Raw genomic sequence first — 13,848 nt, 5'->3', positions numbered from 1 at the left:
GGTTAAGGTCCGGACACAGCACACCTTTTCCCAGAGCTTCACTTGGCCTGTCTTGTGGGGCGAAAGTGTGGCGCTTTTCGCCAGATTTGGGGATTATTCGACCGCATTGGAAACGCTGGCAGCATTAACGGCGGATTGTTAACGCAGCGCAGACAAAGACACCTGATTTGTTCATCGCGCCCGGTGAAAAATTGACTGTTGGTTAACCTATTGGGGCGAAGCTATGCCCTGCGAATCGGAGAGACTGCCCGTTTTCCCTGATTTCAGGACGTTTTGATGCATTAACATGTGGGCAAACCTAGCGGCTTGGGCGAATTGCCTTATTTGGCGGGTAAAGTTTTTTCCTAGATGAAATTTTAGGCAATCTCGTCTAGCGTTTCGAACACAAGCCCCCGAACAAATGGCGGGCATCAGGGAGAGTTGTATGCAGATTACTGGCGAGCCGAGCTTTCGCGATTCCGTTGACCTTATGTTTAACCGCGCGACGTCCCTGATGGATCTGAGCCCCGGGTTGGAGCAAAAGATCAAGGTTTGCAACTCGACGTATACTGTCCGATTTGGCGTGCGGTTGCGGGGCAAGATTGAGACATTTACCGGCTATCGATCGGTGCATTCCGAACACATGGAACCCGTTAAAGGTGGTATCCGTTACGCATTGTCGGTGAACCAGAACGAGGTTGAGGCGCTGGCGGCGTTGATGACCTATAAATGCGCCTTGGTGGAAACGCCGTTTGGCGGGTCCAAGGGTGGTTTGTGCATCGATCCCCGCGCGTGGGAGCCGCATGAGCTGGAAGCGATCACGCGGCGCTTTGCCTATGAGCTGATCAAGCGCGACCTGATCCATCCGGCGCAAAACGTACCGGCCCCCGATATGGGCACGGGCGAGCGGGAAATGGCGTGGATTGCCGACCAATACGCGCGGATGAATACGGCCGATATCAATGCCAAGGCCTGTGTAACCGGCAAACCGCCACATGCGGGTGGTATTCAAGGCCGCGTTGAGGCGACGGGCCGTGGCGTGCAATACGCGCTGCAAGAATTTTTCCGCTATGAGGAAGATAAGAAGCTGGCGGGCCTGTCGGGCCAGTTGGATGGCAAGAAGGTCATCGTGCAGGGGCTTGGCAACGTGGGCTATCATGCCGCCAAGTTTTTGTCCGAGGAAGATGGCAGTGTTGTGACCGCCGTGATCGAATGGGACGGCGCGATTATCAATGATGATGGCATCAACATCGAAGATTTGCGCCAGTGGATCGCCAAGCACGGGTCGATCAAGGGGTATCCGCAGGGCACCTATGTGGCCGAAGGGGCGGTTGTGTTGGAAAAGGAGTGCGACATCCTGATCCCCGCCGCGCTGGAAGGCGTGATTAACCTGAACAACGCCGAACGGATTAACGCCAAGCTGATCATCGAGGCGGCGAACGGCCCCGTGACCTTTGGCGCGGATGAGATTTTGCGCAAGCGGGGCATCGTGATTATCCCTGACATGTATGCCAATGCGGGCGGTGTGACGGTGTCCTATTTCGAATGGGTTAAGAACCTGTCGCATATCCGCTTTGGCCGCATGCAGCGCCGTGCCGAGGAAGCGCGGCACCTGTTGCTGGTGAACGAGCTGGAACGGTTGTCGAGTGATAAGGGTTTGGGTTGGACCATGTCGCCCAATTTCAAGGAAAAATACCTGCGCGGCGCGGGGGAATTGGAGCTGGTGCGGTCGGGGCTGGATGACACGATGCGCACGGCCTATCAGGCGATGCGCGAGGTGTGGCACGGGCGCCATGATGTCGAGGATCTGCGCGTGGCGGCCTATATCGTGTCGATCAGCCGCGTGGCAGCGACCTATCAGTCCAAAGGGCTGTAAGGGTTCGAAAATGACAAAAGGGGCCGGTTTTTCCGGCCCCTTTTGCATGGGGTTGGTTCGATCAGGCTGGGGTAAAGGTTAGCGCCAAGCCGTTCAAGCAATGCCGTTTGCCCGTAGGTTTTGGCCCGTCGCTGAAGATATGGCCGAAATGCCCGCCACACCGGCGACAATGCACCTCGGTCCGTTTGGAAAACAGGGTGTTGTCTTCTTTGGTGCGGACGGCATCAGGGATGGCATCGTAAAAGCTGGGCCAACCGGTGCCGCTGTCGTATTTGGTATCCGAACTATAGGCGGGCAGGGCACAGCCCGCGCAATCATAGGTGCCTTTGCGCGCCTCTTTCAGCAAAGGCGAGCTTTCGCCTTTCAAGCTGTTGGAAAACGGCTTTTCGGTCGCTTCCAGCCGCAGCACGGCAAATTGCGCAGGCGTCAGCAGCTTTTTCCATTCCGCAGGCGTGCGGGTGATTTCAAAGCTGGCGGCCCAAGCGGGCAGAGCGGCGGCACTGGTTGCGGCGAGCGTCGTGGTTAGAAAAATGCGGCGTGTAAGCATGATAGCCTCCTTGTTGCTGGTGAATATACGGGAGGTTGCTGCGAAAAGTTGCATCACATTCGCGGCACGGCTGTGTGAAGGGTGGAGCTGTGTTGGCCAGTTGCGACACTAATCTGTCGCAGATACGCTTGTCTTTGTGGCAAAAGGCGGGTCTTGTTTGACGCGATACCAAGGGGTGCGACGCATGCGTTATTCTGGGCTGAAGGTGATTACCGAAGGGTTGTTTGGCAACAAAGGCTGGAAACCCATGTGGCGCGATCCGGCACCCAAGGCCGAATATGATGCCATTATTATTGGCGGCGGCGGGCATGGGTTGGCGACCGCCTATTATTTGGCGAAAAACCACGGGCTGACGAATATCGCCGTTTTGGAAAAGGGTCATATCGGGTCGGGCAATATCGGGCGCAACACCACGATTGTGAGAGCGAATTATTTCCTGCCGGGCAATTCCGAGTTTTACAGCCAGTCGTTAAAGCTGTGGGAAGGGATGGAAGCCGACCTGAATTATAACGTCATGCATTCGCAGCGTGGGTTGATCAACTTGTTCCATTCGGATGGGCAGCGTGATGCGTTCGTGCGGCGTGGGAATGCGATGATTAACCAAGGCGATGACGCGATTTTGCTGGACCGCGAAGGCGTGCGCGAACATCTGCCCTATTTGGATTTTGAACAGACGCGCTTTCCGATTTATGGCGGTTTGCTGCATCCGCGTGGCGGGACGGCGCGGCACGATGCCGTGGCCTGGGGTTATGCGCGCGGGGCGGATATGCGGGGCGTGGACCTGATCCAGAACTGCGAAGTGACAGGGATAGATATAGAGGGCGGGCGCGTTGTCGGCGTGCAAACCACGCGCGGGGCCATCAAGGCGCGCAAGGTTGGCATGGTTGTGGCGGGCCGGTCGGGGCAAGTGGCGGCAATGGCAGGGATGCGCCTGCCGATTGAAAGCCATGTGTTGCAAGCGTTCGTGACCGAGGGGTTAAAGCCTGTCATTGACCACGTTGTCAGCTTTGGCATGGGGCATTTTTATATCAGCCAGTCGGACAAGGGCGGTTTGGTCTTTGGCGGCGATATTGATTTTTACGCGTCTTATGCCAGCCGCGGCAACCTGCCGATGGTCGAGCATGTGATGGAGGCGGGGATGACGTTGATGCCGATGATTGGCCGCGCCAAGGTGCTGCGGTCTTGGGGCGGGATTATGGATATGACGCCGGACGGGTCGCCCATTATCGACAAGACGCCGGTAGAGGGGCTGTTTGTCGATGCGGGTTGGAACTATGGCGGGTTCAAAGCGGTGCCGGCATCGGGTTGGTGCATGGCGCATTTGATGGCGACGGGCGAGGGGCATGAAAACGCCCGCAAGTTCCGTTTGGACCGTTTCAAGACCGGGCATCTGTTGGATGAAGAAGGCACCGGATCACAGCATAATTTGCACTGAATTTGGACTGAGAGAACATCATGCGTATCACCTGCCCCCTGTGTGGCCCCCGCGACCGGCGCGAGTTTTATTATTATGGGTCAGAGGATTATCTGACGCGGCCCGAGGGCGAGGATTGGGATGCCATCGACGCGCATTTGCACTTACGCAACAATCCGGCGGGGCGGGTGCGCGATCTTTGGTACCATGACATGGGGTGCACCAGTTGGTTGGTGGTCACGCGCGATACGGTGACGCATGAGGTGTTTGGCGCAGCGCTGGTGGCCGATGGTGGCGTGAGTATTTCGGCAAAGATGAAATCGAAGGGCGGTGCGGCATGAGGATCGACGGTAAGGGGAGTGTGGACCGCGCCGCGCCGGTTCGGTTTCGCTTTGATGGGGTGGAGTATCAGGGGTTCAAGGGCGACACTTTGGCCTCGGCGTTGATGGCCAATGGTGTGCGCGTCGTGGGGCGCAGTTTTAAGTATCACCGCCCGCGCGGGGTTTTGACGGCTGGGTCCGAAGAGCCGAACGCGCTGGTTGAAATTATTGAAGACCGCCAGCAGACACCGAATGTGCGCGCCACCGTGCAAGAGATTTATGAAGGGATGGAGGCGAAGAGCCAGAACCGCTGGCCCAGTTTGAAGTTTGACGTTTTGGCGGTGAACGATCTGGCTGCGCCGTTTTTGAGTGCGGGGTTTTATTACAAGACCTTCATGTGGCCGCGTGCATTTTGGGAGCGGATATATGAGCCGCTGATCCGCCGCGCGGCGGGGCTTGGCAGCCTGTCGGGGCGCCATGACGAAGCGGATTACGAGAAAGCCTTTGCCTTTTGTGACCTGTTGGTGATTGGTGCAGGGCCTGCGGGGTTGGCTGCGGCGTTGCAGGCGGCGCGGGCGGGGGCCGATGTGATTTTGGCCGATGAAGGCGTGGCGATGGGCGGGCGGTTGCTGGCCGACAGTGGCCAGATTGACGGCAAGCCTGCGGGCGAGTGGGTGCGGGATGTGTTGGCCGAATTGGGCGCGATGCCCAATGTGCGGTTGATGACGCGGACGAGCGTTACGGGTGTTTATGATGGCGGCACCTATTCGGCGTTGGAGCGGGTGGGGCTGCATGTGGCGGCACGCCCCGACCTGCCGCGCGAATGTTTTTGGCGCATTGTGGCGGGGCAGGCGGTTTTGGCGGCGGGTGCGCAGGAGCGTATGATTGCCTTTGCCGACAATGATCGGCCTGGAATTATGACGGCCAGCGCCATTCGGACCTATCTGAATCATTACGGAGTGAGCCTCGGAAAGCGGGTCACGATTTTTGCCAATAATGACGATGCCCGCCAAACTGCACGCGATTTGATGGCGGCAGGCGTTGAGGTTGCGGCGATTATTGATGCGCGGCCCGATGCGCCTGTGGCCGAGGATTGCCCTGTCTATGCGGGGGCCGAGGTTGTGGGCACCAAGGGGCGGCACGGGTTGACCAGCATCACCGTGCGCCACCGCGGCGGCGATATGCAGATTGAAACGGATTGTCTGGGCGTGTCTGGGGGGTGGAACCCCTTGGTGCATCTGACCTGCCATATGAACGGGCGTCCCGTTTGGGATGCGTCTTTGGCGGCGTTTTTGCCGCGTGCAGGGGCGGTGCCGGGGATGCATGTGGCGGGGGCTGCGGCGGGTGTGTTTTCGACAGCGGGGTGTTTGACCAGCGGGGCGGCGGTCGCTGTGCAGGCGCTGGGCGTTTTGGGGCGCAAGGCTGTGCCGATGGAATTGCCGCTGGCGGAAAATGCGGGCTATGACATTCTGCCCTTGTGGGAGGTGAAGGGCAAAGGCCGAGCGTGGTTGGATTTTGCCAATGATGTGACGACCAAGGATGTGCGGCTGGCGGCGCAGGAAAACTTTGCCAGCGTCGAGCATATGAAACGCTATACCACGCAAGGGATGGCGCCGGATCAGGGCAAAAATTCCAACGTGGGGGCATTGGCGGTACTGGCCGATGCCACGGGGCGCGGGATACCCGAGACGGGGACGACAACGTTTCGCCCGCCGTTCAGCCCGGTGTCGATTGCGGCGATGGGGGCCGGAGGGCGGGCCGAGGGGTTTGCGCCGCAGCGGTTTATGACCTCACATTCCGCAAGCGTGGAACGGGGGGCGCCTATGATCGAGGCGGGGATGTGGTATCGCCCCAGCTATTTCCCGCGCATGGGTGAGAGCACGTGGCGCGAGGCCTGTGACCGCGAAGTGACCATGGTGCGCGGCACGGTGGGCGTTTGCGATGTGTCGACACTTGGCAAGATTGACATTCAGGGCCGCGATGCTGCGCGGTTTTTAGACCTCGTTTACACCAACATGTTTTCGACGCTGCCTGTGGGGCGTGTGCGCTATGGTTTGATGCTGCGGGCCGATGGGCATGTGCTGGATGATGGCACGACGGCGCGGCTGGGTGAAAACCACTATTTGATGACGACGACCACGGCGGCGGCGGGCCTTGTGATGCGGCATCTGGAGTTTGTGGCACAGGCCTATTGCGCGGGATGGGATGTGCGGTTCATTTCGGTGACTGAAAACTGGGCGCAGTTTGCGGTGGCGGGGCCGATGGCCAAAGCGTTGCTGGAGACACTGGTAGAGGTGGATCTGCCGTTCATGGGCTGCGGGCCTGTGCAATTGGATCAGGTGGCCGCGCGCCTGTTCCGCATCTCGTTTTCAGGTGAGCAGGGGTATGAGATTGCGGTGCCTGCGCGCTACGGCGAGGCGTTGTTTCGGGACCTGCTGGCGCGGGCGGAAACCATGGGCGGTGGCGCTTATGGGATGGAAGCCTTGAACGTGTTGCGGATTGAAAAGGGGTTTATTACCCACGCCGAAATTCACGGCCGCACCACGGCCTTTGATATTGGCATGGAAAAGATGGTGTCAGCCAAAAAGGATTGCATCGGCAAGGGGGCTGCGGCGCGGCCCGGCATGGTTGGGGCAGAGCGGGATCAGTTGGTCGGCTTGCGCCCAGTGAATGACGTGGCGATTTCGGCGGGGGCGCATTTGTTCAACCCTGGGACCGAGGTGACGCGCGTCAATGACCAAGGCTATGTCACCTCGGTTGGGTATTCGCCCACGCTGGGTGGGTATTTGGGTATGGCATTTTTGCGTGACGGGCGGGCGCGGCACGGCGAAATGGTGCGGCTGGTGGACCATCTGCGCAAGATTGATGTGCTGTGTGAGGTGTCGGATCCGGTGTTTCATGACCCAGAGGGGGTAAAGCTGCGTGGCTGATTTGATCGCAAAGACCCCGCTGTGGGGGCAAGGGGCTGTGGTTTCGGGCGGTGTGACGCTGGCCGAAGTGGATTTGGGGCAGGTGACGTCTGTCGCGCCCTTTGTGGGGCAGGAGAAAACGCTGGCGGCAGCTTTGAAACCGCTGGTGTTTCCTGCGCCCAACATGGTGTCGGCCAAAGGTGCGGCACGGCTGGTTTGGACCGGACGGGGGCAGGCGTTTTTGATCGGGGCTGTGCCGGATGGGCTGGACGGGCTGGCGGCGCTGACAGACCAAAGCGATGGTTGGGCGGGGGTATCGCTGACGGGCGCGGGGGCTGTGGATGTGCTGGCGCGGCTGATCCCGCTGGATTTGCGCGACATGGCTGTGGGGGCGTGCGCGCGCACATCGCTGGGGCATATGGCGGTGGTTTTGATTAGGGTAAAAGATGGATTTGAGTTGCTGGTGTTCCGGTCGATGGCCCGCACCGCGTGGCATGAATTGGAGGTGGCGATGAAGATGCGCGCCGCTCGTTTGGCATGCTGACCAATTCCGACATTACGGAACTCACGGCGTTTCGCCGCGCCCTGCACCGCGTTCCCGAATTGTCGGGGTTTGAGGTGGAAACGGCGGCGCGGGTTGTGGCGGCTTTGGGGGATGCGCCAGACCGTGTTGTCGCGGGCCTTGGCGGGCACGGGGTCGCGGCGGTGTTTGACAGTGGGCTTGCTGGGCCATCGGTCCTGTTTCGCTGTGAGCTTGATGCGCTGCCGATCCAAGAGATATCAAGCGCGGCGCACCGTTCGACCATTGACGGTAAGGGCCATCTGTGTGGCCATGACGGGCATACGACCATCCTTATGGGCCTTGCACGGTTGCTGGCCCGCAAACGCCCTGCCAAGGGCCGCGTGATATTGATGTTTCAACCGGCCGAGGAAGACGGGTCCGGGGCTGCGGCCGTGATTGCCGACCCGAAGTTTGACGGGTTGCACCCTGACTGGGCGTTCTCCTTGCACAATATGCCGGGCTGCAAACTGGGCGAATGCTGGTTGGCGGAAGGGCCAGTGAATTGTGCATCGGTCGGGATGAAGATCACGCTGGAAGGCAAAACCAGCCATGCCGCACAGCCGGAACATGGGGTTTCGCCTGCGCGCGCTGTTGCGGCGCTTATTCCCGCGCTGGGCGCTTTGGGGCAGGGTGGGCCGCTGGGGCCGGAGTATCGTTTGGCCACGATAACCCATGTGACGCTGGGCGAACCGAATTTCGGGGTGTCGCCCGCGCATGGCGAGATTTGGGTCACGCTGCGCACGATGCTGGACGAACCGATGGCCGCATTGCGGGCCGAGGCCGAAGGTTTGGCCAAAGCCCAAGCCGATGCAGGCGGTTTGCGCCTGACCATCACCTATCACGATGATTTCGCGGCCTGCGCCAATAACCCTCAGGCGACCGAGGTCTTTGCAAACGTGTTGGACAGACTGGGAATTGTGCATGACCAAGGCGACTTGCCCGAACGCGCGTCCGAGGATTTTGGCCGCTTCAGCAACCTGCAAGGCACCAAGGGCGCAATGGTGTTCTTGGGCTCTGGCCTCGATCACCCGGCCTTGCACAACCCCGATTATGATTTCCCCGATGACCTGATCCCCATCGGCACAGAAATCTTTCACCGCATCACACGCCAAATTTTGGGCTAACCCCCTCTTTCCCCTTTCTTTTCGGCAAAAATATCCCGGGGGTGCGGGGGCTGGCCCCCGCCCGTCCCGCAATCGCGCCGCTTGCCTATCGCGCCCGCCCGTCCGATATATAGGCTATGAGTCTGCCACCCGGTTTCATCGACGAACTGCGCACGCGCGTCTCCTTGTCCCAAGTCGTTGGGCGCAAGGTGATTTGGGATGTGCGCAAATCCAATCAGGGCAAAGGCGATATGTGGGCGCCGTGTCCGTTCCACCAAGAAAAATCCGCCAGCTTTCATGTCGATGATCGCAAAGGGTTTTATTATTGCTTTGGCTGCCATGCTAAGGGCGATGCGCTGACCTTTATCAAGGAAACCGAAAATCTTGGGTTCATGGAGGCGGTCGAACTGCTTGCGCGTGAGGCCGGCATGCCGATGCCCGCGCGCGACCCTGTGGCCGCCCAAAAGGCCGATCGGCGCAGCCAATTGGCCGAGGTGATGGAAGAGGCGGTGAAATTCTGCCGTTTGCAGTTGAAAACCGCAGGCGGGCAGCAGGCGCGCGATTATCTTGATCGGCGCGGGCTTAAGGCCGATGCGCAAGACCGCTGGCAAATCGGTTGGTCGCCCGAGGGGCGGCAAGCGGTGTTTGCGGCAATGCAGGCTAAAGGCTTTGCGCCCGATCTGATCCTCGACAGCGGGGTCTGTGCGGTATCCGACCATAATGACGCGCCCTATGACCGCTTTCGCGCGCGGATCATCTTTCCGATCCGCGATGCGCGGGGCCGCGCCATCAGCCTTGGCGGGCGGTCACTCGACCCCAACGCGCGGGCGAAATACTTGAACGGGCCGGAAACGGATTTGTTCGACAAAGGCCGCAATCTGTTCAACCTTGGCCCCGCGCGTGAGGCGGCGGGTAAGGGTGCGCCGTTGATCGTGGCCGAAGGCTATATGGATGTGATCGCGCTGTCTGAGGCGGGGTTCACGGCGACCGTGGCCCCTTTGGGCACCGCTGTGACCGAGGATCAGCTGCGTCTGATGTGGCGTGTTAGCCCTGAACCCGTGATTGCACTGGACGGCGACACGGCCGGGGTGCGCGCCGCCTTGCGGGTGATTGATCTGGCGCTGCCGCTCTTGGAGGCGGGGCAGGGCCTGCGCTTTGCGGTGCTGCCTGCGGGGTTGGACCCCGATGATTTGCTGAAATCGCAAGGGGCAGGCGCGATGCAGGCGGTGCTGGATGCGGCCCAGCCGATGGTTAACTTGCTGTGGCAGCGCGAAACCGAAGGGCGGGTGTTTGACAGCCCCGAACGCAAGGCGGCGCTGGATAAAACCCTGCGCACCGCCCTGATGCGGATCAAGGACGCGTCCATTCGCGGCCATTACGGCGAGGAAATCAAACGCCTGCGCTGGGATTTGTTTGGCCAACGCAAGGCGGCCCCGCGCAAGGAGTGGGTGCCGAACCTAGGGGGCGCACGTGGGAAAGGCGCGCCTTGGGCGCCTGCCTTGCCACCCGTGGCGACGACGAAATCCTCGGCGTTGGCGCTGGGGGCGAGTGACGAGCGGGTATTGGAGCAGGTTATTTTGGCCACGCTGCTGACGCATCCCAGCCTGATCGCCACGTTTGAACCTGTTTTGGACCGCATGATTTTCACGGATCCCGAGGAGGACCGCTTGCGCACGGGGCTTTTGCGTTGTGACGTTGGGGCAGAGCCGATAGAAAAACTGCGCCAAGACCACCGCGCGGTGGTTGAAAGCTTGCTTCACCAGAACCATGTCATCACAGCACCACCGATACGGAAAACCGAAGACCGCGAATTTGCAGAAATCTGCCTTGGCGACATGCTGCGCAAACTGCGATCAGCACGTGGTGGGCGGCGTGAGGTGAACGAAGCGGTTGAGGATTTGGACGGGCTGGCAGATGAAGGCCTGACATGGCGGCTGGCCCAAGCAAACGAGGCCAGATTTTCGGCCGCCAAAGGGCCGGAAGCCGTGAAAGGTGAAGGGTTTGTTGCCGATAACGGGGTGGAGATGGACCGAGAAGAGCTGGAGGAGGCGCGCAGCCTGTGGGACCGCATTGATTTTGGCCGCAACGGCAGGTCGAAAACCTGAGGGCTGCGCCATAAGCGCCTTGCCTGCGCGCCCCACAATGGGGGCGAGCGGGAATTTGGCAGGAGGGGCCTTTTAATTTCGGCAAAAAAGCTGATAAACGAGCAAATTACAGGAAAATAGGGGTAAAGCCTTTTACCTCCCGTGATTCGCGCTAATGATTCGTACATTCGACCGAGTGATTCGGTTCACTAGAACAGACCACTTGGCCAAAGGAGCATCCATGGCAGCCAAAGACAATGACGACAGCAAGCAAGACGATACAGAGGGCGACGGCTCGCTGGATATGAGCCAGGCTGCCATCAAGAAGATGATCGCGGATGCGCGCGAGCGTGGCTATATCACCTATGACCAGTTGAACGCGGTGTTGCCACCCGAGCAGGTCAGTTCGGATCAGATCGAAGACGTGATGTCGATGCTGTCCGAAATGGGCATTCAGGTCACCGAAGAAGAAGAGATGGAAGACAGCTCTTCGGCCGGTGAGTTGGTCGAAACCGGCACGGGGTCGCGCGAAGTGGCATTGTCGGGGGCGGCGGCGGAAACGCTGGACCGCACCGATGACCCCGTGCGCATGTATCTGCGCGAAATGGGTTCGGTTGAATTGCTGTCGCGCGAAGGCGAGATTGCGATTGCCAAGCGCATCGAGGCCGGCCGCAACACGATGATCTTGGGCCTGTGCGAAAGCCCGCTGACCTTTCAAGCAATCACGATCTGGCGCGACGAACTTTTGTCCGAGGACATTTTGCTGCGCGACGTGATCGACCTTGAAACCACCTTTGGCCGTGGCCTTGATGGCGAAGGCGACGAGGATTTGGTCGGTGGTTTGAACGCAAGCGGCGAAGCGGCCCCCAAGCGTGATACAGGGCCCGAGCTGGATGCCGATGGCAACCCGCTGTCGAACAATGACGATGATGATGACGATGACGAAGCATCGAACATGTCGCTGGCCGCGATGGAAGCCGCGCTAAAGCCGCGCGTGCTGGAAACGCTGGAAGTTATTGCGCATGATTATGAAATGCTTGCAGAAATGCAGACATTGCGCATGTCGGCGACAATGAACAAAAAAGATCTGTTTTCCACCAAGGAAGAAGACGCCTATCAAAAACTGCGGTCCGAGATTGTGCTTTTGGTCAACGAATTGCATCTGCACAACAACCGTATCGAAGCGCTGATTGACCAGCTTTACGGCATCAACCGCCGGATCATGGCGATCAATTCGGGCATGGTAAAGCTGGCTGACCAAGCCCGCATCAACCGCCGCGAGTTTATCGAGGAATATCAGGGCTACGAGCTGGACCCGTCATGGTGCGACCGTATGGCCGCCAAGGATGGGCGCGGCTGGCAGGCCTTGATGGAGAAATCCCGCGAGAAGGTTGAAGAGCTGCGCGATGAGATGGCGCAAGTTGGTTCTTACGTTGGGGTCGATATTTCCGAATTCCGCCGCATCGTGAATCAGGTCCAGAAGGGCGAGAAAGAAGCCCGTCAGGCCAAGAAGGAAATGGTCGAAGCGAACCTTCGGCTCGTTATCTCGATCGCGAAAAAGTACACGAACCGTGGCTTGCAATTTCTTGATCTTATTCAGGAAGGCAACATCGGCCTGATGAAGGCCGTAGACAAGTTCGAATACCGTCGTGGCTATAAGTTTAGCACTTATGCAACATGGTGGATCCGTCAGGCGATTACACGGTCGATTGCCGACCAAGCCCGCACGATCCGTATTCCGGTGCATATGATCGAAACGATCAACAAGCTGGTTCGCACGGGGCGGCAGATGTTGCACGAAATTGGTCGCGAGCCGACGCCAGAAGAACTGGCTGAAAAGCTGCAAATGCCGTTGGAAAAAGTGCGCAAGGTGATGAAGATCGCCAAAGAGCCGATTTCCCTTGAAACCCCGATTGGCGATGAGGAAGACAGCCAGCTTGGCGACTTCATCGAAGACAAGAACGCGGTTTTGCCGCTGGACAGTGCCATTCAGGAAAACCTGAAGGAAACGACGACACGGGTTTTGGCATCGCTGACCCCGCGTGAGGAGCGCGTTCTGCGCATGCGCTTTGGCATCGGCATGAACACCGATCACACCTTGGAAGAAGTGGGCCAGCAGTTCAGCGTGACCCGCGAACGTATTCGCCAGATTGAGGCGAAAGCGCTGCGGAAGTTGAAGCACCCGAGCCGGAGCAGGAAATTGCGGTCGTTCTTGGATCAGTAAAGAAAAGCGCCCTGAGGGGCGCTTTTTTGTTTAGAGTTGCATGTGTTCGTTGCGGGTAAGGTGGGTATGGGCATTGCCCCCTAACCCTAACCCTCACGCCCCCGGCACCCGTTTGCGCCATTTGCGGATCGCAAACACCGTCAGCACCAGAACAATCGCCACCGGAATCCCGATCTCGACCCATTCCGGCAGATCGAACCCTTTGAAAAGGTGGGCGATGATGTGGCTTGCCTGTTGGCCGACATGGACCAGAATGAACGACCACAAAAACGCAGCGATGCCGGTCAGGATCGTATAGCGCAGCGGTGTGATCGGGGTGGCGGTGGCAAGCGCCACGGGACCAGCGGTGCGCACGCCGGGCATGAAGCGGATGGCGAGTGCCAGCAGCATGGGGTATGCCACGGCAATATTGAAGAACCGCCATTTCCGCGCCGCCGTCACCCCCCGCACCGTGCGGGGATGGTCGCGAAAGCGACGGGCGAGGTGATAGATCAGCAGGTCGGAAAACCAGCCTCCCGCCATGCCTGCAAAAATCACCGGCCACAGGGGAAGAATGCCGCGCTGCGCCAGTACGCCTGCGGTTACCACAGCCGCGTCGCCTTCGATTGCGGCCGTGCCAAAGACGGCCAACAAGCCGAATTGGGAAATAAATGAGGTTGGGTCGAACATGCAAGATCACCTTCGTTGCCCCTGTCACATAGGCTTTTGGGCCGTGACCGCAAGAGGCGCTTTTGGCGCGGGTGCGAAAGATCGCCGACGGCTTGAGGGGCGGCGGGATGGCGAGCATGACCCGCAGGTTCCGTGTGCATTGAAAACAGCGGACCTTAGCC

General features: G+C 59.4%; 10 protein-coding genes. 8 read left to right on the top strand and 2 right to left on the bottom strand.

Features of this window, described 5'->3' with window-relative positions:
- The first annotated feature begins 424 nt into the window (after positions 1-424).
- A complete protein-coding gene (locus G560_RS0116105) occupies positions 425-1,855 on the top strand; it encodes a Glu/Leu/Phe/Val family dehydrogenase (RefSeq protein ID WP_022705326.1) in 1,431 nt (476 codons plus the stop codon).
- Between the two features lie 61 nt (positions 1,856-1,916).
- On the opposite strand, the gene msrB is transcribed toward G560_RS0116105, so the two are convergent.
- A complete protein-coding gene (msrB, locus tag G560_RS0116100; protein WP_022705325.1) occupies positions 1,917-2,402 on the bottom strand; it encodes a peptide-methionine (R)-S-oxide reductase MsrB in 486 nt (161 codons plus the stop codon).
- 184 nt (positions 2,403-2,586) lie between these two features.
- Between msrB and G560_RS0116095 the strand changes: the two genes are divergently transcribed.
- The 7 genes from G560_RS0116095 to rpoD all read left to right on the top strand — a co-directional run bounded on the left by G560_RS0116095 (position 2,587) and on the right by rpoD (position 13,018).
- Positions 2,587-3,837 (top strand): sarcosine oxidase subunit beta family protein, encoded by a 1,251-nt coding sequence (locus tag G560_RS0116095; protein ID WP_022705324.1) that lies wholly within the window; start codon positions 2,587-2,589, stop codon positions 3,835-3,837.
- A 20-nt stretch (positions 3,838-3,857) separates the two neighbouring features.
- Positions 3,858-4,157, top strand: a complete 300-nt coding sequence (locus G560_RS0116090; protein ID WP_022705323.1) for a sarcosine oxidase subunit delta — start codon at positions 3,858-3,860, stop codon at positions 4,155-4,157.
- A complete protein-coding gene (locus G560_RS0116085; protein WP_022705322.1) occupies positions 4,154-7,066 on the top strand; it encodes a sarcosine oxidase subunit alpha family protein in 2,913 nt (970 codons plus the stop codon). The genes G560_RS0116090 and G560_RS0116085 overlap by 4 nt, the downstream gene beginning before the upstream one ends.
- The gene (locus G560_RS0116080; RefSeq protein WP_022705321.1) at positions 7,059-7,589 is read left to right on the top strand and encodes a sarcosine oxidase subunit gamma; all 531 of its coding nucleotides are present in this window, start codon (positions 7,059-7,061) and stop codon (positions 7,587-7,589) included. The genes G560_RS0116085 and G560_RS0116080 overlap by 8 nt, the downstream gene beginning before the upstream one ends.
- The gene (locus G560_RS0116075; RefSeq protein WP_022705320.1) at positions 7,583-8,731 is read left to right on the top strand and encodes an amidohydrolase; all 1,149 of its coding nucleotides are present in this window, start codon (positions 7,583-7,585) and stop codon (positions 8,729-8,731) included. The genes G560_RS0116080 and G560_RS0116075 overlap by 7 nt, the downstream gene beginning before the upstream one ends.
- Positions 8,732-8,847: 116 nt before the next feature.
- Complete coding sequence (gene dnaG / locus G560_RS0116070; RefSeq protein ID WP_022705319.1) at positions 8,848-10,815, top strand: DNA primase; 1,968 nt, start codon at positions 8,848-8,850, stop codon at positions 10,813-10,815.
- A 220-nt stretch (positions 10,816-11,035) separates the two neighbouring features.
- Positions 11,036-13,018, top strand: coding sequence for an RNA polymerase sigma factor RpoD (gene rpoD, locus G560_RS0116065; protein ID WP_022705318.1), 1,983 nt, complete (start codon positions 11,036-11,038; stop codon positions 13,016-13,018).
- 93 nt (positions 13,019-13,111) lie between these two features.
- On the opposite strand, the gene G560_RS19540 is transcribed toward rpoD, so the two are convergent.
- On the bottom strand, positions 13,112-13,687 hold the full coding sequence (locus tag G560_RS19540; RefSeq protein ID WP_022705317.1) for a DedA family protein: 576 nt from the start codon (positions 13,685-13,687) through the stop codon (positions 13,112-13,114).
- Positions 13,688-13,848 lie beyond the last annotated feature (161 nt).

The organism is Pseudorhodobacter ferrugineus DSM 5888, from assembly GCF_000420745.1.
Taxonomy (GTDB): domain Bacteria; phylum Pseudomonadota; class Alphaproteobacteria; order Rhodobacterales; family Rhodobacteraceae; genus Pseudorhodobacter; species Pseudorhodobacter ferrugineus.
The sequence above is the reverse complement of the archived record's forward strand: the minus strand, read 5'-3'. Positions and strand labels throughout refer to the sequence as shown.